Source organism: Paraburkholderia sp. D1E (assembly GCF_052682275.1).
This window is the reverse complement of record NZ_JBQYMB010000001.1, coordinates 627,534-653,457: the sequence shown is the minus strand read 5'-3', so window position 1 is coordinate 653,457 and position 25,924 is coordinate 627,534. Positions and strand designations below refer to the sequence as shown.

Annotated in this window: 13 protein-coding genes and 4 pseudogenes; 13 read left to right on the top strand and 4 right to left on the bottom strand. The window is 58.5% G+C overall.

Going from position 1 to position 25,924, the window contains the following annotated elements; genetic code table 11:
- Positions 1–315: 315 nt before the first annotated feature.
- Positions 316–1,479 carry a CaiB/BaiF CoA transferase family protein gene (locus tag ACUN0E_RS03035; protein WP_445565602.1) on the top strand — a complete coding sequence of 388 codons (1,164 nt, stop codon included), beginning with the start codon at positions 316–318 and terminating at the stop codon, positions 1,477–1,479.
- Between the two features lie 26 nt (positions 1,480–1,505).
- Here the strand turns inward: ACUN0E_RS03035 and ACUN0E_RS03030 are convergent, their stop codons facing one another.
- Positions 1,506–2,417: a LysR substrate-binding domain-containing protein gene (locus ACUN0E_RS03030; RefSeq protein ID WP_445565601.1), complete on the bottom strand. Its 912-nt coding sequence runs from the start codon at positions 2,415–2,417 to the stop codon at positions 1,506–1,508.
- Positions 2,418–2,912: 495 nt separating this feature from the next.
- On the opposite strand from ACUN0E_RS03030, the gene ACUN0E_RS03025 reads away from it, so the two are divergent.
- From ACUN0E_RS03025 to ACUN0E_RS03005, 5 genes are all read left to right on the top strand, one after another.
- On the top strand, positions 2,913–3,572 hold the full coding sequence (locus ACUN0E_RS03025; protein WP_445565600.1) for a flavin reductase family protein: 660 nt from the start codon (positions 2,913–2,915) through the stop codon (positions 3,570–3,572).
- A 1,168-nt stretch (positions 3,573–4,740) separates the two neighbouring features.
- Positions 4,741–5,598 carry a p-hydroxycinnamoyl CoA hydratase/lyase gene (locus tag ACUN0E_RS03020; RefSeq protein ID WP_445565599.1) on the top strand — a complete coding sequence of 286 codons (858 nt, stop codon included), beginning with the start codon at positions 4,741–4,743 and terminating at the stop codon, positions 5,596–5,598.
- A 237-nt stretch (positions 5,599–5,835) separates the two neighbouring features.
- A complete protein-coding gene (locus ACUN0E_RS03015) occupies positions 5,836–7,329 on the top strand; it encodes an aldehyde dehydrogenase (RefSeq protein ID WP_445565598.1) in 1,494 nt (497 codons plus the stop codon).
- 576 nt (positions 7,330–7,905) lie between these two features.
- On the top strand, positions 7,906–9,240 hold the full coding sequence (locus tag ACUN0E_RS03010) for an MFS transporter (RefSeq protein ID WP_445565597.1): 1,335 nt from the start codon (positions 7,906–7,908) through the stop codon (positions 9,238–9,240).
- A gap of 204 nt (positions 9,241–9,444) precedes the next feature.
- Positions 9,445–10,578, top strand: a complete 1,134-nt coding sequence (locus ACUN0E_RS03005) for a porin (RefSeq protein WP_445565596.1) — start codon at positions 9,445–9,447, stop codon at positions 10,576–10,578.
- Positions 10,579–10,659: 81 nt separating this feature from the next.
- On the opposite strand, the pseudogene ACUN0E_RS03000 reads toward ACUN0E_RS03005, so the two are convergent.
- Both ACUN0E_RS03000 and ACUN0E_RS02995 read right to left on the bottom strand, forming a co-directional pair.
- Positions 10,660–11,229 (bottom strand): annotated as a pseudogene (locus ACUN0E_RS03000) (IS6 family transposase); the annotation flags it as partial.
- 257 nt (positions 11,230–11,486) lie between these two features.
- Positions 11,487–11,933: pseudogene (locus ACUN0E_RS02995) on the bottom strand (IS110 family transposase); the annotation flags it as partial.
- A 41-nt stretch (positions 11,934–11,974) separates the two neighbouring features.
- Here ACUN0E_RS02995 and ACUN0E_RS02990 point away from each other — a divergent pair.
- The 3 genes and pseudogenes from ACUN0E_RS02990 (at position 11,975) to ACUN0E_RS02980 (ending at position 14,091) form a co-directional block, all read left to right on the top strand.
- Complete coding sequence (locus ACUN0E_RS02990) at positions 11,975–12,706, top strand: IS6 family transposase (protein ID WP_445565595.1); 732 nt, start codon at positions 11,975–11,977, stop codon at positions 12,704–12,706.
- Between the two features lie 211 nt (positions 12,707–12,917).
- Positions 12,918–13,133 (top strand): annotated as a pseudogene (locus ACUN0E_RS02985) (DDE-type integrase/transposase/recombinase); the annotation flags it as partial.
- Between the two features lie 307 nt (positions 13,134–13,440).
- Positions 13,441–14,091 carry a response regulator gene (locus tag ACUN0E_RS02980; protein WP_445565594.1) on the top strand — a complete coding sequence of 217 codons (651 nt, stop codon included), beginning with the start codon at positions 13,441–13,443 and terminating at the stop codon, positions 14,089–14,091.
- Between the two features lie 8 nt (positions 14,092–14,099).
- Here the strand turns inward: ACUN0E_RS02980 and ACUN0E_RS02975 are convergent, their stop codons facing one another.
- Positions 14,100–15,911, bottom strand: a complete 1,812-nt coding sequence (locus ACUN0E_RS02975) for an ATP-binding response regulator (RefSeq protein ID WP_445565593.1) — start codon at positions 15,909–15,911, stop codon at positions 14,100–14,102.
- Positions 15,912–16,316: 405 nt separating this feature from the next.
- On the opposite strand from ACUN0E_RS02975, the gene ACUN0E_RS02970 reads away from it, so the two are divergent.
- The 4 genes and pseudogenes from ACUN0E_RS02970 to ACUN0E_RS02955 all read left to right on the top strand — a co-directional run.
- The gene (locus tag ACUN0E_RS02970) at positions 16,317–17,345 is read left to right on the top strand and encodes a helix-turn-helix transcriptional regulator (protein ID WP_445565592.1); all 1,029 of its coding nucleotides are present in this window, start codon (positions 16,317–16,319) and stop codon (positions 17,343–17,345) included.
- 401 nt (positions 17,346–17,746) lie between these two features.
- On the top strand, positions 17,747–20,230 hold the full coding sequence (locus tag ACUN0E_RS02965; RefSeq protein ID WP_445565591.1) for an AAA family ATPase: 2,484 nt from the start codon (positions 17,747–17,749) through the stop codon (positions 20,228–20,230).
- Positions 20,231–20,515: 285 nt separating this feature from the next.
- Positions 20,516–22,237: a ShlB/FhaC/HecB family hemolysin secretion/activation protein gene (locus tag ACUN0E_RS02960; RefSeq protein WP_445570363.1), complete on the top strand. Its 1,722-nt coding sequence runs from the start codon at positions 20,516–20,518 to the stop codon at positions 22,235–22,237.
- Positions 22,238–22,272: 35 nt separating this feature from the next.
- Positions 22,273–25,857: pseudogene (locus tag ACUN0E_RS02955) on the top strand (beta strand repeat-containing protein); the annotation flags it as partial.
- Positions 25,858–25,924: the final 67 nt, after the last annotated feature.

Sequence of the window (25,924 nt, the reverse complement as noted above, 5' to 3'; positions counted from 1 at the left end):
GAAGTGGGGCATCCATAGCACAGCTCGGAATTGAGACGTGGGGACTGTCTCGCCGAGCTATCTATGAGGCGGTTATGTCTTCACTGTGGCCTCCCAGGGCGACAGGTCTATGGCTCCTCCAACCTCTGAACCGTTATTATCGATTGCATACAGGCAGTAAGCGAGCGTCTCTACCCCGAGCGAGATCTGGAAAGCCCGCTCGTGCTGAGAATGCCAATGCCGTCAAATGTCATACGCTCATGAGCCAATTTCATTGGTAATTGTCCAATTTCGCGGCGATAGTCGTTTCGTTGACACTGAGGCCGGAGAATTCAAATGACAGTTGTGGAGACGCTTCGAGGCATTCGAGTTGTAGAACTGAGCACCATGATTACTGGTCCGCTCGCGGGTATGATGCTTGGCGATTGGGGCGCGGATGTCATAAAGGTGGAAAACCCGGACGGAGGAGATCCATTCCGTAGTTTTCGCGGCGGTAGCTATAGTCCGCACTTCTGCGCATACAACCGGAATAAACGAAGCGTAGCGCTTGATTTACGTTCAGCAGAGGGTAAATCGGCATTCGCTGCTTTGGTGCGAAGCGCAGATGTCCTCCTCGAAAACTATCGACCGGGGGTTTTGGACCGGTTGGGTTTCAGCGATGACGACTTGGTTCGCCTCAACAAACGCCTCGTCCGCTGCAGCATTACCGGCTTCGGACCTGATGGCCCATATGCGACCAGACCAGCGTACGACGCGATTGCTCAGGCAATGAGCGGGATGTCTAGCCTGTTCGTTGACGCGCAGAATCCTCGCATCACAGGTCCGACTATTGGCGACAACGTGACGAGCCATTATGCGTGCCAAGGAATTCTTGCCGCGCTGCTGGAGCGGGAGCGCACTGGTGTAGCGCGTCGCATTGAGGTCAACATGCTTGATGCGACGCTTGCATTCATTCCGGATCCGTTCGCGTACTACACGCAAATGCAACTCGTCTCCGACCCGTACCTACGAGCGCATACTTCACAGTCTTATGTATTCCAGTCGAGCGACCAGAAGCTTTTCGCCGTGCATCTGTCGTCTCAGGAAAAATTCTGGCTGAATTTCGTCAAAGCGATTGAATGTCCGTCGCTGCTCGATGATGATCGGTTCAAAACACGGATGGACCGTATCGAAAATTACGAGGCTTTGCGAGTCATCGCGGGGAAAATTTTTGCCAACAAATGCAGGGACCATTGGCTTGACGTGCTCAGCGGTTTTGATGTCCCGGTGGCGCCAGTTTATGACGTAACGGAAGTCGCCGATGATCCCCAGGTCAAACACCTGGACAGTTTCATGGTGCTCCAGCATCCTGAAATGGGTGCGGTGACGTCGATCCGTCGACCCGTCTATAGGGATAGGAGCCGCGGAGATCAGCCGCACCGCCCGCCGCCGAAACTTGGCGAGCATACTTTGGATGTGCTGCGGGAAGTCGGCGTCGAGTTGGAACGCGCAGCTTCTTAGCATCAGCCCGAAGGCAGAGGTGTTTTTTAACGTGATGTGCCGGGAGTCGGCTCTATCAGATCTTCAAGCAGCCACTCCCGAAATGCCTTCACCTTCGGCAGAGCGCTCCGGTCCGTGCGGCTAACGACGAAGTAGGCGCTATCAGACGGCATTCGGCTGTTAAACGGCATGACCAGACGCCCCGTTCGAAGTTCGTCAGAGACAAGAGACGTTCGTCCAAGTCCAATTCCCAAGCCCGCCAAGGTTGCCGACATGGAGAAGTAAAGGCCTTCACAGTAGAGCTCGGAGGAAAAATCAGTCGAATTGACTCCCGCAAATTGAAACCATGCCGGCCATTCGTCCGTTATGATTGGTGAAACAGTTCGGATGATTGGGTATTGCGTGATATCGCTCGGACCACGTAGCGGTGGGCCCTTCGCGAGCAGCGCCGGTACGCAGACCGGAAATATTTCTTCCGTACTGATCCGTTGTGCGTGGAGATCGGGCCAGTCGTCCAGCCCATAGGCAATCGCCACATCGAAGTCTTTTAAGGTAGCACGTTCCGCCACTGCGGACGGCGTAATTCTTAGGCGAAAATCCGGATAAAGCGCTTGAAAACGTGGCAATGCTGGGAGCAGGCGACTGATGGCGAACGCACTCAGACAAACAACGTTTAACACGTCGTCGCGCGCTGAAGAAACGCTGTAGGTCGCTGCAGCAATCTGCGACAGAGCGGGCCGAACTGCTTCCAGGTAACCACGCCCTTCCGCAGTCAAGGAAATGCCGTTCTGCAGACGGACAAACAGCTGCACGGACAAAAGCTCCTCGAGTTCCCGTATGCGATGACTGATCGCCGTCTGGGTAAGACTTAGTTCGATCCCGGCGCGTGTAAAACTGAGATGTCGCGCCGTGGCTTCAAACGCACGCAAGAGGTTCAACGAGGGCAGACCTGTCGGCATATTTGTGTCTGACGTAAACCAGTGTCGATATGAACTGCATATTATGACATTGCTTCGCATTGCCGCGTGCAGCGCGCCTACATGTAGCCATGAGAAAATTTCATTCGCCAGTGTGACCAACCGCGGCCATATTCGACGTGGGGGTCGTCCTTTGCAAGTGGAAACTTGCATGGCAAACGGTCGATTAATGCGGCGCGCGTCTTGGTTACTTGTCTATCAGCACGGCATTGCCGTTCGGGCGTAAGGGAGCATGTAGATGCTGGCTACACGTCCTCTTGATTGGGGAAAGCAGCGGATATATGCGGGTTTACACGGAATGCTTCGGCGTCGTAAGACGTTTCAAACAGAAATTGACGACCTCCCCGCGCGAGGAATTGCGATTCGTACAGGTGAAAAATCTGTTGACTTGGGCGGATCCACGCCTCGCTAGAACGATAAAGGCCTCCGTCCATTCCGGTCGAAGGGCTCAGACAGATCTATTTAAGGAGAAGCGGAATGTTTTATGAACCGGACAAAAAGGACCATGGACTCAAACATTCGCCATACAAGAGTTGCATGGTTCCGCGACCGATAGGGTGGATCTCCACACAGTCGCGTTCCGGACGAATCAACTTGGCGCCATTTAGCCAGTTCAACAACGTTGGTTACGAGCCTGGATATCTGATGTTCTCCGGCGGAGGCCAACACCCGGACGGCGGACGCAAAGACACCGTCATCAACGTCGAGGAGACCGGTGAGTTCGTGTACAACATGGCGACATTTGATCTGCGCGAGGCGGTAAGCCTAAGTGCGCAAATCACTGATTCTGGCGTAGACGAGATGGAAGCAGCCGGATTGACTGCGGCACCCTCAAGGCTGGTTAAACCGCCAAGGGTTGCTGAATCTCCAATCAGTATTGAGTGCAAGTATTACACCACCGTGATTCTCCCCGGGCTTGACTGGAAGACAACTCATCATGTTGTTATTGGCCGCGTCGTTGGTGTCCACATTAAGGACGAATACATTGACGCTGATGGCAAGATTGATATTGTCAAGATTCGTCCTCTGGCCAGGCTAGGCTATACGGACTACACGTCAGTCGAGAGCATCTTCACTTTGGAACTGTCGGATGCGACACGCGAGTTCCTGACGTGGGGCATGAGCGGCGGAGATTAGCAAGACTGGCATCAGCGTGTTGTGACCGAGCGAGCACGGTATGATGCTTTGATTAAAGTCTTTCACGTCCGGGGAAGCCGTCAGCCTTCGCTCGCGGCTGGCCACCACCTCACTGATCCTGATGGCAGCGGTAGCTACGGATGAGGCCGAGCCCCTTGGACGTCCTCGTTGCGGATCGTGGATACATTTCGGTATCCTAATGTAATGGTGGCGATCGTGAATAAGCGGTTCTATGCGCACTGCTGCTTCGGGTTCAACAACGGCCGGATCAGAGCTGATGTACCCGACTGGCTTGCGGCAAAGAAGCCTTCATCTACTATAAGCATGCAAGGTGCAAACGTCGTCGCGGATCATCAATTCAGCTCTAGGTGCAGCTTAAACATGGCATAGCGTACCAATGCTTGACAGCAAGGCTATGGACAGCCCAGCGCTTCGGTACGCCAGCGTGGCTATCGCGGTCCCCGATACTAAGCGGCTCAAAAGTATTATTCCACGCACGAACTTGGCGTCTCGGCGACGATATGACGAGATCACCTGCTAAGCCTTCCAGCACGAAGATTCGACCACGAAGCACATTACCTGCGCACCGATACCGGCCGATCTGAGCCGAAGTGTCGTCGCTATAACAATGTTCGGGCGCAGTTGCGGCAGAGGCTTGAGAAGTTGGAATAACGACGGACAGTCCTCACGAGCCGCAGTGCTCAGGCGATCAGGCATCCGTAGTCGCCGATCGGTCCAGCGCCTGACATCACGCCCTATCTCGCTTTCTAACGGTAAGACAGCGAAAAAAATCTGGCATTGGACTCTCGTTATTGCGGGCCTCAGTGGTGACCCGCCGTTACCAAGTCCGCATTACAGTGAGAGACCGTTTGTAACGGCTCGTGCGTAAGCAGAGAGAGAGCCATGATTCCCATTGAAGTCTGCCCTTTCAGACGAGCTGATAGTGAATGACCTTCCCGCAGGGCAGCGTTGGCGTCTCCCCGCATCGACATCGAAGCAAACAAGGCATCCGACAAACTACCCTCGAATCTGCATGAACGGCGAGAGCATGACTGGGGTGCCCCGCCGTAGAGAAGAATCATGAGGCCATGAACCGATTTCATTGGCACGCTTGGGCTGCTTGGGAGATATTGTTAGCACCAACCACGTGAAATGATGGAGAATTAAGATGGAGACGAAGAGCAAACCGCCAGTAGTTCGTGTCGAGAAATACAACGGCGTCTCGACTATTTGGTTTAATAGACCAGAAAAGCGTAACGCCATGAGTCCGGAACTGCATGATGCGATGGATCGCACACTGGTCGAACTGGAGGAAGATCCCGACACCAAAATCGTGATCATCCGGGGTGCCGGTGGCAATTTCTCGGCTGGGCAAGATTTGCATGAGTTCTTCCGCGGAATGGACAAGAACCCCCTTCAGGCAAAGCGGATGGCGCAGACCGCTAACCGTTGGCGCTGGGACCGACTTTATAACTACGACAAACCAACGATTGCGGTGATCGAAGGCTACTGCGTTGGCGGCGCCTTCATGCAACTTCTAGCGACCGATTTTGCGATATCTGCCGATACAGCCCAGTTCTCTCTCGCTGAGGTTAATTGGGGGATTCTCCCTGGCGCGCTAGTCGCGAAGGTTGTGGCTGACTCCGTTCTCTATCGTCATGCGCTGTATCATGCCTGCCTCGGCGATGCATTCGACGCCACGGAAGCGACTCGGATCGGCATTATCAACTACTCCGTCCCGGCTGACCAGCTGGACGCCGATATCGATCGTTTGTGTCAGCGACTGATGAAAAAGAGCCCCGCAGTCCTTCGGGCTACAAAGCAAGCAATGCGGCAGGTGCGCACGATGACATTCGATCAGGCGTACGACTATCTGCTCGCGAAGAACATTGCGATTCGTGCGAATGATCCTGAGGATTCCTACAACACGGGGATCACGCAATTCATCGACAAGAAGACCTACAAGCCGGCTCACGGTCCCTTCGAACTCGGCACGTTGCTCACCCATAATGGTGAACAGAAGTAAGGCAGTTCTGGCCCGGGACTAATCGCGCTTCACTTGCTAATCGCGGTTAGTTGTCACCAAGTTGTGGCTTTGCAGTGTAGGACGCAAGACTTCCCCATGTCCGCGTTCGACTGCGGCTCAAGGCGCGCGCCACGCGTCGTGAATTTTGCCACGGTGCGTTGCGTTGCGTGCCGTCCGACGGACTTCGAGTGTCCTGTCGACAAAGGCCACCGAAAAGAGATGAAGCGGAGACATCAGATGACCAGTAGTGTGAATCGAAATGCCGAGGCTATCCGAAAGTACGGCCTGTTTATTGACGGGAAAGAGGTCCCGACGGACCGGCTGATGGAATGCATGAACCCTTTTACGGGTGAGCCTTGGGCAATGGTGGCGGACGCTGAAGAGGCTGACGTAGACCGAGCAGTAGCTGCAGCTAGGTCCGCCTTCGACGAAGGGCCTTGGCACTCATTGACCGCCACCCAGCGCGGGGCGTTGTTGCGACGTCTCGGCGACATCATAAAACGTGACGCGGAAGAACTTGCGCGTATAGAGTCTACCGACAATGGCAAGTTGTATCGCGAGACCTTCGGCCAGTGGCAATATATCGCAGAGCATTTCTATTACTTTGCGGGGATGGCGGACAAGCTTCAGGGTGATGTCGTTGCCTCCGATAGGCCGAATTTCTTCATTTACACTCGCCGCGAGCCACTCGGCGTTGTCGCTGCGATTACGCCGTGGAACTCCCCGGGCCTACTGCTTACGTATAAGCTTGCCCCAGGATTGGCCGCCGGCTGTACGTTTGTCGTAAAGCCGTCAGAGCACGCGTCCGTGTCGACGATCGAGCTTGGAAAGCGTATCAAGGAGGCCGGCTTTCCCGATGGCGTTTATAACGTGATCACCGGCCAGGGCCGAATCGGCGCTGCCTTGGTAAAGCATCCGGGTATCGACAAAGTAGCCTTCACTGGCGCAACCGAAACGGGCAAGGCCATTGCGGCGTCGGCTGCTCAAAATCTCACTCGCGTCTCTCTCGAACTCGGAGGAAAATCGCCGAACGTAGTGTTTGCAGACGCAGACCTGGACGTAGCTGCGAATGGCGCCATCGCAGGGATCTTTGGTGCGTCTGGCCAAACGTGTATGGCCGGCTCGCGGCTACTCGTCGAAGAGAGCGTACACGATGCATTACTGGAGAAGATCGTCGCGCTGTCGAGAAAGATCCGGCTCGGCGACCCTATATCTTCCGATACCGAAATGGGGCCGATGGCAAACGTTCCGCAGTTCAACAAGGTCTTGGAATATCTGGATGTCGCGGCGCGTGATGGGGCCGTCGTTGCGAGCGGGGGGGCAGCAGACTCAGAGAACGGGGGGCTTTTCATAGAGCCCACGATTCTGACTAACGTCACAAACGATATGCGAATCGCGAGAGAGGAAGTCTTCGGTCCGATTTTGTCCGTAATCAAATTTCGCAATGAAGCCGAGGCGATTGCTCTCGCAAATGACACGAGATTTGGCTTGGCGGCGGCGGTTTGGACACAAAATATCCATCGCGGTCATCGTGTCGCCCATCAGCTGAGGGCTGGAACCGTATGGATCAACGCTTACCGTGTCGTTAGCTTCGCCGCACCGTTCGGAGGATACAAGGAAAGTGGTATCGGGCGCGAGAACGGCCTCGACGGCATCCGTGAGTACACGGAAACGAAGTCGGTCTATGTCGAAATGACAGGCGAACCGCGAGATCCATTCAAGCTTGGGTGAAATGAGACTTGACGCCAACGCCAAGTCTGCATGGACGCTTCCGTTCGCTACAGGATGCGCAGCCGGTACGCGTCATTCGAAATATTGAAAATAAAAAAAAATATTGGAGACGTTAATGAAAATCAATCTCGGCCCGTTGAGGACCGACGTCGGTTCCAATCGATTTCGGCTGGCTGCTGGCTTTGCTCCCGGCGCAATCGCGTATAGCTGCATTTCCCCGACGTGGACATCTATGCGACGACCGGAGCGTGGGTATCAAGCGCCACATTAGGATGCGCGTGAACTCCGTTGGCCAGCGTCAACGGAAACGACCACGTTGTTAGTGAAATCGCAGACGTACGGCTCATCCTGGTACTTATGGCATTCCTTCAGGTTCATGCTCTCATGAACCCCGGAGGTGACACATCGCCAGCGTCCGTCATCTGCAATCAATTCCGCCGGTGAGCGCAAATGATCTAGGGTGCGGAGAAGAGCTGTTTCGTACTTCTTCAATGGTGCCGACCGCAACCACGGGATCACGCAGATGATAGACCTCTGGCGGCGTGTAGGTGGATACCTCTCATGTCGGGATGCGAAATGAAAAATGCCTATTCTCAATCGTTGCAGGAAGCCAGCGTCGGACAGAATCGATCCGAATCAATGGGGCGCGTATCTGCTCTGAAATCGCTCCTAGTTATTAGCATCGGAAACGCAATGGAGTGGTTCGACTGGACGTCCTATGCGATCTTCTCTGGGTATCTTGCAAAGAATCTTTTCGATTCTACAAAGGATCAAACCGCTCTTCTGAACACGCTGGCTGTGTTTGCAGTCGGATTTGTCGCGCGTCCGATCGGAGGCGTTCTTTTCGGCCGGTTGGCGGATACTCGGGGGCGCCGGTACGTTATGGTAGTAACAACAGTGATGATGGCCATCGGCAGCGCCGTCGTCGGCTTGATTCCTTCGTACTCCCATCTCGGAATCTACAGCGCGGTAATCCTAATTGTTGCGAGATTAGCGCAAGGCTTGGCACACGGCGGGGAAGGGGCTACCTCTTATCCGTACATTTGCGAGATTGCTCCGGCCCGGTCGCGCGGGTTATGGTCGAGCGTTGTCTTTGGCGCGGTCTCTGTTGGAGCCTTGATTGCGACGGGCTTAGGCGCCTCGTTGACACACCTGCTATCAAGTGACCAAATGTTGGCATGGGGGTGGAGGGTCCCATTCCTGGGCGGTTCCTTACTTGGCGTTTATGCAAGCTTCATGCGACGAGGTATGGCAGAGAGCAAGGTCTTCGAAGAAAGCGTTAACTCACCGAAGGTCGAAAAGGCAAAGGCAACGCAAGGGGGACGCGGGCTGTCACGGGCTGCCGTTCTGCGACTGGTCACATTAACCGCTGGCGCAAGCGTGACGTACTACACCTGGTCTGCGTTCGCATCATCCTATGCCGTTGCGGTCAAAGGAATGGCCAGTAAGGACGCGTTCATAGCCAGTCTTGGGGCACAACTAGTAGGTCTTGTCGCCTTACCAATTTGCGGTGCCCTGTCCGATCGAGTGGGACGTCGAACCGTCTGCATGGCGTTTTCGGCCGGGTTTATTGTTTTGTCTTTTCCGTTAGATCGGATGTTGTCCAATCAACCATGGACCTTGTTCGTTTCTCAGTCAGTCGCATTAGTTATATGGGCCATGATAACGGCAATTCATCCTGCCCTCATGTCCGAGCAAGTTCCTACTGGCGTCAGAGCAACAGCCATAGGTGCGATCAATTCCATTTCGGTCGCTGTTTTCGGCGGCACTGCGCCGTTTTTGGCTGCATATCTCTCAGGAAAAGGCGTCCATTACCTCTTTGTTTCTTACGTGATCGCAATCTGTGCCGCGACATTCCTAGTTTCCTGGCAGATGCCCGAAACGAAAGGTATTTCATTGGATAAGGTCTAGGGAGTTGTTTCTGATATTCGGGTTGAGAAAGGTTATCGACGTTTTTCTGTAAATCGGAGGGAACCAGGAACGCGCATTGTTTTTGATTTAGGAGGTCCGACATACAGAGGTTCTTGAAGGTGGTATATCGTGCGTCACTCGCTTAATCAAAGTCGCGTGCGATCGAGACTAAGGGTAGGATTATAAAATAAAAAGGAGGAGAAGATGGATAAGAAGTTTTCACTACTGATATTTTCACTGTTGTCTATAAGTGCTCATGCGCAGAGCTCGATAACGTTATATGGCTGGGTGGAGGAGGGGATTCTCTATACCAACAATCAGAAAGGCGCTTCCGCATGGCAGATGGACACGGGCCAAACTAACGGTAGTCGGTGGGGTTTCCGGGGTGTCGAAGACCTCGGTGGAAACACCAAGGCAGTCTTTACGTTGGAGAATGGTTTTGATCCTTCCAACGGCAAGCTTTCCCAAGGAGGCCGGGAATTCGGCCGACAAGCATTTGTCGGCTTGCAGACGCCCTTTGGTACCGGCACGTTGGGCCGCCAGTATGATCCCGGTTTCGACTATATCGGTAGGCAAAGCGCGGCGGCGATGTGGTCTTGGTTTGGAACACATCCGGGAGACTTCGATAACCTGAACGCGACTTTCAGAATTGATAATGCCATCAAGTACACGAGCCCTCTGATAGGTGGGTTTGGACTTGAGGGTTTATACGCCCCGGGCGGCCAGCCGGGCAGCACAGAGCACAATCGAATTTACAGCGTTGGCGCCAAGTACTCCTTAGGCTCCTTGTTGGCAGCCGTGTCGTTTCTAAATGTCAACAATCCTTCAGTGGTCGGGTATGGATCATCTGTGGACCCTGGCGCCACTGGGTACACGTCGCCGGAGGCAAGCCCTGTGTATTCTGGCTACGCGTCCGCTCAGGATCTGCACGTACTGGGAGTCGCGGCGTCGTACAGCGTTGATCCCGTTACCGTAGGCGCAGTATTTACCAACACCCGGTTCGTCAATGTTCTGCCGACCACGACAACGCCATTTAGGGGCGGGTCTGCAACATTTAATGCGTATGAAGTCAACGCCCGATATCAAATTACTCCGACGATTGATGTCGGCACTTCTTTTGACTACACGAGTGCAGAGCGAGCACACTATGAGCAATGGCACCTAGGCGGAAACTATTTCATTTCGAAGCGCACAAATGTGAATCTGGTCGGCGTATGGCAGCACGCCAGCGGCGTCGATTCGACGGGGCACGCGGCAGTGGCCGATATCTCATCACTCTCGCCTTCGACGACGGCGAATCAGGTGGCGGTTAAACTTATTTTGCAGCATCGCTTTTAAGGAATGCTTCGAACCAGTCCTCTGAGCGGCATTGTCAACTTGTCGAGGGTCAGACGGTACGACGGCGGACGTAACGACTGGTCAGAAAGCAGCCGACGGATTTTGGGCGAGTTCGGCGAATTCTCGCCATGCAACGAACGGGGCTGTGAGTTGTTTGCGATAGAGTGAGGCGCTTATCACATGCCGCTTCAGTGCGAAGTGTTGTCGGATCGGCCCGAAGCACGAGAGAAATTCTTGTGTGCGTTTCGGGTCGCGAAAGCCGCGCATGCGACGCTCGCGCTCGCGCGTCGGTTGATGGCTGTTCTCAGCCCGGTTGTTCAACCGAGCGGCTGCTTTCACGAACACATGCTTCACGTTCACAAGCTCTGGGATTTCAGCCTTTGCCGCTGGATAACTGCGCAGTTGATCGGTGACGATCTTGCGCGGCACGGGGCTCGAGCGCAGCACCCGTTTGAAGAAACGTTTGGCTGCGGCTTTGTCGCGCCGCTTTTGCACTAGGATGTCGAGTTCGGTACCGTGTTCGTCGACCGCACGCCACAACAGGTACGGTTCACCTCGCAGCGTGATGAACATCTCGTCGAGGTGCCACGTACTACCGGGCTTGCGCCGCGCCGCTTTCACCCGATGAGCAAAGCCCTTACCAAACTTGTCTACATGAACGGCCCCCTTTGCGCTAGGCTTTCGTGTGTTTTGATCGACAGGATGGGTTGCAGCTCTACATTCGGCCTTTTTGCAGTCTGCTTCACTGCGGGCCCCTATGAAATCCGCTGACTCACGCCTCATTCACACCACGAGATCATTAGTCCCTGACAAGTTCTCAGGCTTGGTGAGTCCCGGTCCGACCTGTTTCGTCATCACACTCAAATGCCAACGCAACCTTGACGTTCCATTCCATGTTACGAAGCTGTCTAACGCAAAACACTAACTGTCTGGATCGGCCTCACGCTCACGTAGCCTTTTTCATACGGCTTTTGATGTGCCAGTATCGCCCAGATCGTTCGGGCCATCTTGTTGGCCAGCGCCACGACCACCACGTTCAGCGGTCGGCGCTTTTGCAACTGCTCGATCCATGCGCCGGATTCTTTCGCGTGAAATATCACGCTACGGGCGCCGTGAATGAGCAGCGTCCTCAAATACGTATCGCCGCGTTTGCTGATTCCCAATAGCTCAATCTTGCCGCCAGAACCGGTTTGCCCAGGTACAAGACCAAGCCAGGCAGAGAACTCGCGGCCGGACCTGAACGACTTCGCATGCCCCATCGTCGCGACCGCTGCTGTTGCGGTTAGAAGGCCCACGCCGGGTATCGCTGCGATCGCCCTGGCTGCCTCGTCTTCTTTCATCCACACCTGCAAACGGCACTGTCAGGTTGCTGGAGATGTGGCGGTAGAATGAACCGATGAAGAAGACGAAATCGCTTTATTACGGCCACCGTTTCCCAGCTATCGTCATCAGCTGCGCCGTTCGCTGGTATTTCCGGTTCAGCCTAAGCCTGCGCGACATCGAAGAGTTGTTGCTCGAGCGTGGTGTCGTGGTCACGTACGAAACGATCCGTTGCTGGTGCGACAAATTCGGCGCTGGATTCGCACATTGCGCCAAAGCGGCGCGGCGCAAGCCGGGCAGCACATGGCATCTGGACGAGATGTTCGTGACGCTGCGCGGCGAGCCATATCTGTTGTGGCGAGCGGTTGACGAGCGCGGTGTCGAACTCGACGTGCTGGTGCAAAAGCGGCGCGACAAGGCTGCAGCCAAGCGCTTCTTTCGGCGGGTGCTGCGTTCAAACCCGGTGCCGCGCAAAATCGTTACCGACCAACTGCGCAGTTATCCGGCGGCGAAGGCTGGTATTCCTGAGCTCGCTCAGGTAAAGCACGTTTTCGTCAAAGCGGCCGCACGCGTAAACAACCGCGCCGAGAACAGTCACCAGCCAACCCGTAGGCGCGAACGCCAGATGTGCGGTTTTCGCGACGCCCGTCGCACGCAGGCGTTTCTCTCATGCTTCGGCCCGATTCGGCAGCACTTCGCGTTGCCCAGACATCAGATGAACGCGGCATGTCATCGCGCCATACTAATAGAACGCCTCGCCACATGGCATGGCTGGACTTTATCAGCCGCAATCGAGACAGCAATCTGATCAGGATAACTACGCATGCGCAGCACATTTTGCCTACAGACGCCAACTTGACAACGCCCTCGGGCCACCGCCGGATTCAACGTCGTCATCAAGCTTTCAGCCGTTCACGTTGTTCCGCACATCATAGCGGATCGCCTTATTGCAACAGAACCCGGTGAGTGAAATGAAGGCCGATGGCCCGCTGCCTGAGGACACGAAGGTCCGACCCTCGAAGTACCTGAACAATCTGATCGAGCAGAACCATCAAAACACCAAGTCCAGAACGAACGTGATGCTCGGCTTCAAACATTTCAGGCGCGGCGCCGTTACGATCTCCGGCATCGAACTGATGCATCGCATTCGCAAAGGTCAGTTCAACCTCGCGAAATTGCTCCTCAAGGATACCGCTGCGCCCGCTGTCTGGAATGCCGTTCTTTCTGCATCTTGAACCAACCCATCAACGAGCCGCGATTCTTCGCACCTTTTATTTGCACCGCAGCCCTTACGGACGGAGGCTCAAACATAGGCCGTGTTCCTGCTACACTTCCGTGCATCCGGCGCCGCACGTTCGATGGTGGGTCGTTGATTTGTAGGGGATAGGGAGAGTCAAATCCTCTCGCGTCGCCCAAAGAAATCAAAGCCTTAGGGACATATATCCATAAGGTCTTTTTCGTTTTTCTGTTTCCCCCTGTCTTTGTCCTGTCCGACTTCCAGCGTTACCGCCGTCTGACCCAACCACGGAGACCGAGGATCTGATGCGAGCAATCCTGTTGATTGACGATCACGCAATGTTTCGCGAAGGACTCGTCCTCGCACTCACGCAAGCTACGCCTGATTTCATCGTGCACGCGGTTTCCAACGGCAGAGAAGCCGTTGCCGCGCTCGACGCGCACGCCGATATCAGCGTCGTGATGATGGACTACTACTTGCCGGACCTGGGTGGCCGTACCTTGCTGCGGCGTCTTCGGCAAGCGCGCCCGGGTATTCGTATTCTCGTGCTGTCCGCTTCGGAAGACCCCGATGACGTGCACGCGGCTTTGTCCGCCGGCGCCCAAGGTTTCATTCACAAATCTGCTTCGAGCAAGACATTGCTGGACGCACTCCACGGCGTGGTCGAAGGCAAACAGATCGTGCCGGACACCTATGCGGCCATGCACCCGAACGGGCGCCGCCTCGCTCAATCCAACGACGCAGCCTTGCTAAGCGCATTGACGTCTCGTCAGATCGAAGTGTTGCGACTCGTTTGCGACGGCCTGCGCAATAGCGAAATCTCAGCGCGCCTGGGCACGACCGAGAAAACCGTCAAAGCGCACATGACTGCGATCCTGGCCGGGCTCGGTGTAATCAATCGCACGCAAGCGGTACTCATCGCGCGCCGTGGTGGGCTATTCGGCAAGCCGAACTGAACTGACCGCTAGACAGTGTTGCCGTCCCGTTCGAGCGTAGCAGGCGCGAGCAGTTGCGTGATCACGCTCCGGAGATAGACCGAGTCGACCGGTTTGTGCAGCAGTGGCCACGCGCGAGCGGACGCTTCGATCAGCCGGGATGGATCCGTGTCACCGCTAATTAACAGCGCTGGGATCGTGTCGTCGGCGTACTCCTCATGCAGACGGTCAATGACCTCGATGCCGGTCTCATGATCGCGCAGCCGGAAGTCGCACAGGATCAGCGCCGGCTTCTCGGCAGCGTCGACTGTCGCCTGCAAGATATCATCGCCGCTGCTGCCGACCATCACCCGATAGCCCCATGTTTCCAGCAGCAGTCGCAGGCCATGCCGATTGTCCGCATCGTCTTCGACGATGAAGATCAGTTGGCCCCGGGACCGTTGCTTATCGGTATCGGTATCGGTATCGGCAGGCGACGACAGCGGCGCGGCGGCTGTCGTCTCTCCGATCGGCAACGTGATCGCGAACACGCTGCCGCGTCCGGGCCGCGAGCGCAATTCGAGCGGATGGCCGAGCAGGTCGGCGGTGCGACGCACAATGGCAAGGCCGAGGCCCAAGCCCTTGTTGCGGTCCCGTTCAGGGTTGCTCAACTGGCGGAACTCGAGAAAGATGCTCTCATGTTCTTCAGGCGCAATGCCGACGCCGGTATCCCACACTTCCACATGCAAGTTCGCACCTCGGTGACGGCACGCGATCAACGCGCCGCCTTGTCGTGTGTGCCGGATCGCGTTGTCGACCAGATTGCGCAGGATGCGGTCGAGCAACACCGGATCGGAATGGACGACGGGCGCGCCGGGGCAACGCAAACGCAGGATGAGCCGATGTGCCGCCGCCTGCGGTGCGTACTCGCGTTGAATCTGATCGAGCAGCGAGCCGATGGGGAAATGGCGGCGTCGCGGTTTGATGACGCCCGCGTCGAGTCGCGAGATATTCAACAAGCCGTCGAACAGACTACCCATCGCCGCGGTCGCCCGGCCGATGTGATCGACCAGTTGACGGCTCTTTGCATTCAGCTTCTCCTCGCGTAGGACTCCGACATATAGACTCAGCGCATGAACCGGCTGCCGCAGGTCGTGACTCGCCGAGGCGAGAAATTGCGACTTGGCCAGATTGCTGCGCTCAGCAGCTTCTTTCTCGATCGCCAGACGTTGCAACAGATCGGTGTTCTCGAAGCGGATGCGCAGCGAGTCGAGCTGCGTACGGTACATGCGATGCGCAAAGGCGAAAGTGACCCCCAGGTACAGCACACCCGCCAACCCGAGCGCATGGGCGATCGTGCCCGGCAGCAGCGCAAGCGCGACGAACGACGGTATGAAATAAGGCACTTCGAACGCATAGAGCAGCGGCAGGTGAATGCAATACGCGTAAATCGCGCCGGTGCCGAGCGTGAGCAGACCAATGATCAGGAACATCTGGTGTTCGAAAGGCGCATGAAATAGCCAGTACGCATAAGGCAGACCCCAGAGCGCGCCGGCGAGCGTCGTGCACCATCGTATCGAACGCTCCCAGCGCCGCAGTGACGCCATTTGCCGGCTCGCACGTTCGTACTTCACCACCAGCACCGTACGCGTGAGCGTGACGAACGCATTCGCGGCGAACCAACCCAGCAATTCGCGCAGCGGAAAATTACCGTCTAATACAACGACGATCAGGCCGACCGTGAGCAACGAGCCCGCGAGCGCGACAGGAAAGTTGCGCCGCAGCGCCGCCATCTGCGCCGCAAAGATCTGATCGGCATAAGGGGAAGGGGTCACGGCCATCGGCGCCGCTTGAGGATTCATTGTTCTAGTGCCTTTGGCGTTAGTCACGACCGGTTCGCACCGGGAGTCTCCCACAGATATTTATCGTCGGCATGGGACTTTAGTCCGATGCGCGACGCCTGCAATCTTCGTAAGATTCGCGGACTGGATGTCGAACGAGGTTCAGCAGCAGCGTGGGAATACTGATTTCCAGGTATGTTCTATCGCCGCGCTTTGCACTAACGTCACGGCAAACCGGATCTTTCGACGACCGATGAAAAAAATGAACGTACGGGTGACCTAAGGTGGCAATAAGCATATTGCGCGTCTATGTGCTGCTTGCAGAAAAGCTCCCCCTCGCATCTCCCCCATGGCTGCGTGCACATGATCTCGAGGCAATGCTGGACTTCCCGCGTCTTCTGGCGCGGAGAAAGGGGATCTTGTACCGTGGACCTGGAGTTCGTTGAGACCGCCTGGGCGGGGAAAGAGCGGCTGCGGCTATCGTTGATGGCGAGCCCCGATGGACAACTGATCGAACGGCAACTCGTGCAACCTGATGGCATGTGCGTCACCATTTCGACGCGGATTCGCGGTGCCAATGACTTGATGGAGGCAGTCGCGAGCGATCCTCATCGCGACGTGTTGAGGGTCGCCTATCAGCGTGCTTTCGAGCGTCATGATCGGTTGCTGCGCGAGCGCACCGGAACAACTGGCGGGACCTTGAAAATGGGGGCGAGCAACCTCGATTCGATTCGCGCGACGCGCAGCGAACCCCGGCTCGCGCAGCTCATATCGACCGTGCTCGCCCAGCGCGGCCAGGCGCCGGCGAAGTACATCTTCGCGTCGTATCAACTCTCCAATCGGGAACAGGGCATCAGTTGGTGTCATTTCATGTCAGAAGGCTGTTTCTCCTTGCTGCAAAAGTTCGTGCAGCGGCGCTGGTACATGAACGACCTGTTTTTGGAGTACGCACGTTCGAACAGCGCGCCGTGCCCGAGCGACCAGATCGAGATCCGCAGTGCGGGCCAGCGTCAGGCGTTCGACGCATTTGCTGAGGCAGGTTTTGCCACCGGCGTGATTTCACCGGCCCGCACGGCGGGCGAGTCTTTCGTGGCGTATCTGCTGGTTGCGGGGATGAGCGACGCGAGAGCCCAAGATCTGCTGCTGCGGCGTCGTCATACGCTGCGGGTGCTGGCGGCCGAATTGGTGGAGTGGCGCGCCGAGGTGCGGGCGCGTGCGGCGACCGACGAATACAAGCTTTCCGCACGTGATATTGAAGTCCTGCAGATGTTGAGCCGCGGCATGGCGGCGGCACTCATCGCACAGGCACTGAAGATTTCTGCAAACCAGGTATACCGAAGGATCTATCCAGAGATCGTCGAGAAACTGCGGGTCCGTCATATCAGCGAAGCAGCAAAGGCGGCGCGCGATCTGGGGGTGCTGAGCGGCGGGATGCGCGCCGAGATGAGCCGGTAAGTGGAGTTGGCAGGACGAGGTGGATTTATCGCGCGAGGGCCACTGCCGCCTTTCTGGCCGTGGCCGAGCGGGTCGCGGCGATAGCTGTCATAGGTCAACACAGCATACAAATCAAGTGCCGACTTTGTATTAGTACGATGAATATTATTTGTTAAAAGTCCTTGCCGCGACCGGGCAGCGGAACCCGCCGCAGCAAGAGACGTTAGAAATCTTACGGACCATGGGGATAAAAAATGGACCTTCCCAGTTTGGATCCGGTCCTCTGCCAATACTTAACAGTAAAGACCACTAACCCGGGTCACTGACTCAGGGCGAGTTCATTCACAATTAACTGGAGCAGGCATCCAGTCCGGCGATGCACCTGAGAGGCGTCGCACGGCGGGGGCGGACACGACATGCTCGTGATCGAATCAAATTCGGCAGGACAGGCGGCGGTGTTGCCGCTGCTGCAGCGTTATCGCTCGGACAGTGACGAACTTGCTGTGCCGCATGCAAATCGCATCGCGTTACTTGGACCGATGCGTATCGAGCGTGGCGACATCGTACTCCCACTGAAGTATCACAAGTCGCGTGCACTGCTCGCGTGGCTCGTGTCGCAACCGGGGGCTGCGCATTCGCGCGACTGGCTGGCCGAATTGCTTTGGCCCGGCGAAGAACCTGGGAGCGGGCGGCGCAAGCTCAAACGCATTCTGTTCGACGTGAAAGCGGCGCTTGGCGAAGAGTGCTTCGAGATTCATCGTGATCTGCTGTGCCTGAGGCCGGACGCGCTGCCGTGGGTCGACGTTCATGCGTTGTCCGCAGCGATTGGCGAGTTGCCGCCCGACGACCGGCTCGTGGAGGCCGCCGCGGACGCAGCGCCGGACCGGCTCGAAGCGTTGTCCGAAACTGCGGCGCTCTACCGGGGAGAATTCCTCGCCGATATCCAGATCAACGACGCGGGTGAATTCGGACGCTGGATGGACGCGCGCCGCGTCGCTTACCGCTGTGCGATCTCGCGCTTGCGGCGATTCCTGACTGAAGGATTTGCGCAGCAGGGCGAGTTCACCCGCGCGGCCGCCCATGCTCGCCGCCTGACGGCTGAAGAACCTTGGGACGAATCCGCGTGGCAACTGCTGATCGGTTTGCTGATGCGCGCCGGCCGCCGAACCGAGGCGCAAGCCGAACTCGAAGACTGCCGGGCCGCGCTCGACGTCCCGCCGCACCGCGACACGCTCGCACTCGTCGCGACGCCGACGCGCTCGGTTGCGCCGATGTTTGCAGAGGCCGCGGAGCGTCGCCAGATCACAGTCGCGTATTGCCAGCTCACCGTGCCGCGTTGCGACGATCCGGATAGCTGGGCCGCCGCACTCGTGGCGCCGCGCAAACGCTGCGAAGCGATCCTGCGGGCAGCGGGTGGCTATATCGTGCACGCGCCAGGCGGCGGCATGTTCGCGTACTTCGGCTTTCCGGTCACGCAGGAGGGCGCTGTCCGCCGGGCCGTGACAACCGCGCTCGAATGCCGTGATTCGATCAAGGCGGACGGGGCGGTTGGTACGCCCGAGCGCGGCAGCGTCGATATCGTCTTCGGCATCCACACCGGGCTCACGCTCAGCGCCGCCCATGAGAATCAACCGGATCTCGGCTGCCGGCTGACGCGTATCGTCGGCTTGCTCGCCAACAGCGCGCGCGCCGGCGAAGTCCTCATGAGCGACGCGACTGCCGAGCTGTTGCCGGAATGCGATTTCCGCGCCGTGCGTCAGGTGTTCGTCAGCGATGCCTCCACTGGCGAAAGAGTGGAAGCGCTGTTGGCGATGCCGCTGGACGCCGCGCTGCCGGCGCAGGAGCGCGACACGCTGATCGGACGCGATGCGCAATTGACGCAACTGAACCACGCATTGCGCCAGTGCGCTCAGCTATCGATGCGCGCGCTGCTGATGACCGGTGACGCGGGTACGGGCAAATCGTCGCTGGTCAGGCAATTTGTGAAGAGCCGGGGCGTGCCGGCAATCGAATTGCGCTGCTGCCCCGAATTGGCGACGACACTTTTTCATCCGTTCCGACGCTGGCTGCGTGACGCCGCAGTGCCGAACACCGCGCGCGCTCAAGCGGCGTTCGAATCCTTGAGCGATACGTTCAGCGATCGGTCGAAACGGCTCGAATGCGCGTCGCACCAGTCCGATACGATTGTGAATCACCTGCTCGCGCTGCTCGAAGAAGCCGTGCCGGATGGCGGCCTTATCTGTCTCGACGATCTGCAATGGTCCGACCCTGGCACCTTGCAACTCGTGGCGCGCCTTGTCGAGACGCCGCTGCACCGGCGCTTGCCGATCCTGGTGGGACGCGACGACTTTGCTGCGCCATGGCTGTCGACGACCGCGATCGCCCGCATCCAGCTCAAACCGCTGTCACCCGAATCGAGTATGGAGCTGATCGCGACACTCACGCAGGGCGCCGCGCTCGAGCCCGATACGGAGGCGCAAATCGCGAGGCGTGCGGACGGGGTGCCGCTCTACCTGGTGGCGCTCGCGCGTGCGGCGGCCGATGCCGAGCGCATCCCGACCAACGCCGTGCCGCCGTGCCTGCACGAATTGCTGATGGGACGCATCGATTCCGTCGGCGCTGCCAAGCCACTGGCACAGCTCGCGGCCGCGAGCGGCAGGGACTTCACCGCTGCGTTACTCGCTGAGGTGGCGGGGCGCAGTGTCGGCGAGATCGAGCCGCTGCTGACCACGCTCTTGCAAGCGCGGCTCATCGTGGCAACGGGTGCGGGCTGCTATGCATTCCGCCATCCGATGCTGCGTGAAGCGGCCTATCAATCGCTCTCACGCGAGCGGCGGCAATGGGCGCATCAGCGCGTTGCCGGTGCGCGGCTCGCACTCGAAGGCGTGCCGAAATCGAACGCATAGCTGCGACGCGGGCTTCGCAAGGAAGCTCGCGCTGTGCGTGCTGCAGCGCTCACCCGCGCATGCATCTTAGGCGCTGAAGCGCTTCTATCAAGGACGGGAACGTTTCGGAAACGCGCTCTTCCCATCATGGCGGCAACTCGCTGAACTTTGCAGGCAGGTCGTTCAGGGTTCGGCGAATTGCAGGTTAGGGGGCGTGGCGCATCGCACGCGAAAGAAACATAAAAGGACCGTCCGGGTTTTCATCCAATGCCATTTTTCCCGTGCAGGACGCCGACACGCTTGAACGTGTTGCATCGCAAAGCCTGGCTGACGGCAGGCCTGTGTGCCGCATGGCCCGCATTCCCGCAGACTCCGCCGGCTCCGCCGACTTCGGGGCAATTGCTCGAGGCGATCAAGCCGCAGCAGCAGGTGCCACCTGCCGACCCGAACGTGGTCGTCAAGCCGCCTGAGACGCCGCCAGCGCCGAAGGTCGAAGCGCCGGATCTGCGCTTTACGCCGCAAGGTTTTCGCTTTACCGGCAACACCGTCATCTCAAGCGAAGAACTGACTGCCTTGCTCGCCCCGTATGCGTTTCACGAGGTGGACCTGGACGGTCTGAACGAGATCGTCGACAAGGTGAAGGCGTTCTATCGCCAGCGCGGTTATTTCCTTGCCGTCGCGTTCTTGCCGAAGCAGAACATTTCGGACGGTGTCGTGACGATCGGCATTCTCGAAGGGCGCTTAGGCAAGATCACGGTCAAGCATCCTTACCCGGCCGAAGCGCGCGTGACCGAAGACCAGGTGCTGGGCATGCTGCGCGCGCGCCTGAAGGAAGGCGACATCATTACGGAGAAGTCCGTCGAAACACCGCTGCTGCTGATTCGCGATCTGCCCGGGGCGGTGATTCGTTCGACACTCAATCGCGGCGCGCAGGTCGGCACCGCCGATCTCGAGGTCGAGGTGCTGGCTGAGAAGCCCAAGCGGATCACCGGCGAAATCGATGTGGACAACTACGGCAATCGCTATGCGGGCGCCTACCGCTTAGGGGTGAAGGCCAGTCTCGTGAGCCCGCTCGGGATTGGCGACCTGCTGTCGGTACAGGGTTTCATCACCAATCAGAACCTGAGCGACTTCGGCGACGTGAGCTACCTCGTGCCGGTGGGGTACCTGGGGACGCGCGTGGGTGTCGACTACGGCCGGCTCAACTATTCGCTCGGCAAAGAGTTCGCGGACCTGAATGCGCACGGCACCGCCGACGTGGTCAATCTGTTCGTACTCCAACCGATCCAGCGCAGCAAGGATTCAAATCTGTTCGCTCAGGTGGGGCTGACCTATGAAGATCTCAACGACAAACAGAGCGGTGCGCCGGCGCAGGAGAAAGACATCGTCGGACTGAAGGCTCAGGTGAATGGCGATTCGCGCGGCACGGGCTACGTCAACGTCTACACCGCTGGTGTGATGTTCGGCACGCTCGGCTTCGGCAGCGACGCCGAGAAAAGCGATGACGCCAGCGTGAATGGCTACCACACGAACGGCTTCTTCACGAAATTCTATGGCGACTATCAGCGTCTTCAGCAACTCGCACCGAATCTCGCGCTGTTCTTCTCCGCGTCGGGCCAAGCCGCTTCGAAGAATCTGACCGCGGCGGAGAAGTTCTCGCTGGGTGGCGCGAACCGCGTACGCGGTTATCCGGAAGGTGAAGCGATCGGCGACGACGGCTTCGCCAGCACACTCGAATTGCGCTACACGGTGCCGGGACTGCATATCGGCGCCGGCGGCTTTGTGCTGACGAGTTTCTTCGATTTCGGCTACATCCTGTTCAACGCCAAACCGGGCGACGCGCCGGCGCCCGATCCCAGCCAGTCCAATAGCGTGCGCTTGCTGAGCTACGGCGTCGGCATGAATTTCGGCGCGCCTAACAAGTACCTGTTCCGCACCAGCATCGCGTGGCACGGCGGCAGGAAGCCAACCTCCGACACGCACGACAACACGCCGCGTGTCTGGGTGCAATGGGTGCAGTTCTTTTGATGCGGACCTCGCGGTCCGTGCGCTGAGGAGACGGGATGCTGCGGAAAACCGGATCGGTGAGTTATCCCGATCGTTCCTTTGACGAGTGTCGTTGCAGCACGCGCGATTTTTCGTGGGCGCGAGGCGTGCGCACGCTCGTATTGGAGTCCGCGCTACTGCTGACGAGCGCGGCCGTTTTCTCGCAGACGCTGCCGAGCGGCGCCAAGGTGGTGTCGGGCAACGTCACGGTGACGCAGCCCAATGGCCAGCAACTGGTGATCAATCAGGGGAGCAGTAACGCGATCATCAACTGGCAGAGCTTTTCGATCGGTCACGGCAACAGCGTTAGTTTCGTTCAGCCGAATGCGAGTTCGGTCGCGCTCAACCGGGTGGTGGGCGGTTCGCCGTCGTCGATCTTCGGCAGTATCACGGCGACCGGCAAGGTCTTCCTGGTCAACCCGGCGGGCGTGCTGTTCGCGCCGGGGGCGTCGGTGAACACCGGCAGTTTCGTCGCGTCGACACTCGGCATCTCCGATAGCGATTTCCTCGCTGGACGTTATGCGTTTCAGAACGGCGGTTCGGCGGGCAGTATCGTCAATCAGGGTTCGGTGAATGCGCGTGATGGCGCGGTGGTGTTCATCGCGCCGCAGATCGTCAACAGCGGCAATCTGAGCGCCTCGGGTGGCGTGGCATTGGCTGCGGGAGATCGAGTCAGCATGACGCTGGATGCCGAGAGCCCGCTGTCGGTGAGTGTCGATGCCGGCGCGCTGAAGGCCAGTATTACCCACAGCGGCACCATTTTTTCCGGTGGTCCGGTGTTGCTGAGTGCACAGGCGCGTGACAGTGCGCTCGATACCGTCATCAATAGCAGCGGCGTGATTCGCGCGCGGTCGATCAGCTCGAATGGCGAAGACATTCAGCTGAACGGCGGCGCGCAAGGCATCGTGTCGATCAGCGGCACACTCGACGCGAGCGGCGCGGGGGCGAGCGGCCACGGCGGCAATATTACGGTGAGCGGCAACCAGTTGGCGCTGGCCGGTACGGCGAAGCTCGACACGTCGGGCGCGGTCGGCGGCGGCACGATCCTGGTGGGCGGCGCCGAGCGTGGCACTGGGCCGTTGCAGAACGCATCGACGACCACCATCGCGAAGGGCGCGGTGCTGGATGCGAGCGCAACCGATCAGGGTAATGGCGGGCAGGTTGTCGTCTGGTCCAATGATCGCACGCAATTTTCCGGGGCGATCGTTTCGCGCGGCGGAGCGAATGGCGGCAACGGCGGCAACGTGGAAGTATCGAGCAAGGGGGCGCTCGTCGTGGACGGCTCCGTTGACCTGAGCGCGCCGCACGGTCAGCGTGGCACCTTGCTGCTCGATCCTTACAACCTGTGCATCGTCGCAACCGACCCCGGCACATGCGGGACGCTGGCATCGGGAACCGGTACGTTCACTGCGGGCGCGAATGATTCGTATGTGTTGACGTCGACGCTGGTGGGGCTTTCGTCGACGACCAACCTGGTGCTCCAGGCCACAAATTCCATCATCTTCATGTCGCACCTGGCGCTGAATACGACGACGGCGCCGTCTTCGCAGGGATCGATTTCGCTCGAGGCCGGCAACGCGATCCTGATGAACGGCTTTTCGCTGTCGACGGACGGCGGCAACATTTCGATGCTCGCCGGCGCAGGCGGCATGTCGCTCGGCGGCCTGAGTTCGGGCACGGGGGCGATCACCCTTGGGTTGACCGATGCGAATGGGACGATAACCCAGGCAGGCGGCAGTTCGATTTCGGGCTCCGGCGGTTTGACCTTGACCGGCGGGACGCTTGAGTTGAGCCAGTTGAACGCGCATAGCGGCGGCACGAACGTCACGGGTGGCACGCTGACATTGACGGGCAGTGGCACCGCCGGCGCTTCGGCGATCACGGTGGGCAGCGGTGCGTCGCTGGATGTGCAGAACGCGCTTGCCAACGCGGTGACGTTGAATGGCGGGACGCTTGAGACGAGCACCGGTAGCGGCACGGTGAACGGTCAGGTGACGCTGAACGGCAGCAACACGTTTTCGACCGGCAGCAATGCGACGCTGACTGTCGGTAATGCGGTTGTCGATGGTGCGCCGGCAGGCGCGCTGACTGTGAGCGGTACGGGCACGGTCGTGCTGACCGGCGTCGATACGTACTCCGGCGGCACTGTGGTGAGCGGAGGCACGCTGCAAGGCAATGCGCAGAGTCTGCAGGGCAGCATCACGAACAATGCTTCGCTGGTTTTCGATCAGGCATCGAACGGTACGTTCAACGGGACGATCAGTGGGACTGGCGCAGTCACGAAGCAGAGTTCCGGCACGCTGATATTCAATGGCACGCAGAGCTATGGCGGTGGCACGTCGGTGACGGGCGGCGTGCTTCAGGGCGATACGACCAGCCTGCAAGGCGGCATTGTTCTGGACAACTCGACGGGGCTGATTTTCGATCAGGCGTCGAACGGCACGTTTGGCGGCACGATTAGTGGCACCGGTTCGGTGACGAAGCAGAACACCGGCACGCTGACGTTCAATACAACGCAGAGTTATGACGGTGGGACGAACGTGGTGGGTGGCACCCTGGCGCTGACTGGCAACGGTTCGGCCGGCGCTCAATCGGGGTTGGTCGCGGTTGGCAGCGGCGCGGCATTGGATGTGCAGAACACGCTTGCCAATGCGGTCACGCTGAATGGCGGGACACTGGAGACGAGCACTGGCAGCGGGATAGTGAATGGCCAGGTGACGCTGAACGGCAGCAACACGTTCTCGACCGGCGGCAATGCGACGTTGACCGTGAGCGGTGCCATTGTCGACGGCACGCCGGCCGGCGCGCTCACCGTGAACGGTACGGGAACAGTGGCGCTGACCGGTGTCAATACATACACCAGCGGCACAGTGGTGAGCGCTGGCACGCTGCAGGGCAATACGCAGAGCCTGCAGGGCGGCATCACAAATAATGCTTCGCTGGTTTTCGATCAGGCGGCGAACGGTACGTTCAGCGGTACGATCAGCGGAACTGGCGCGGTGACGAAACAAAACACCGGCACGCTGACGTTCATTACGCAACAAAGTTATGGCGGGGGTACAAACGTCACGGGTGGCACTCTGGCGCTGAGCGGCAACGGCACGGCGGGCGCTCAGTCGGGCTTGATCACTGTCGGTAGCGGCGCGGCGCTGGATGTGCAGAACACGCTTGCCAATGCGGTGACGTTAAGCGGCGGAACTTTAGAGGCCACAGCCGGCAGCGGAGTCGTGAGCGGACCGATCGCATTGAACAGCAGCGGCACTTTGGCGACCGGCGCCGGCGCGACGCTCACGGTCAGCGGAGCAATCAGCGGTGGTGGGTCACCGAATGCGCTCACTATCAGCGGATCGGGAACGGTGGTGCTGACCGGAGTCAATACCTACACCGGCGGCACAATGGTGAACGCTGGCACGCTGCAGGGCAATACGCAGAGCCTGCAGGGCGGCATCACGAATAATGCTTCGCTGGTCTTCGATCAGGCGTCGAATGGTACGTTCAGCGGCACGATCAATGGCACCGGTTCGGTGACAAAACAAAACACCGGCACGCTGACGTTCGACACCGTGCAAAGTTACGGTGGCGGAACGAACGTCACGGGCGGCACCCTAGCTCTAACCGGAAGCGGAGCAGCGGGAAGCTCAGTCGGGCACGATAACTGTCGGCAGCGGT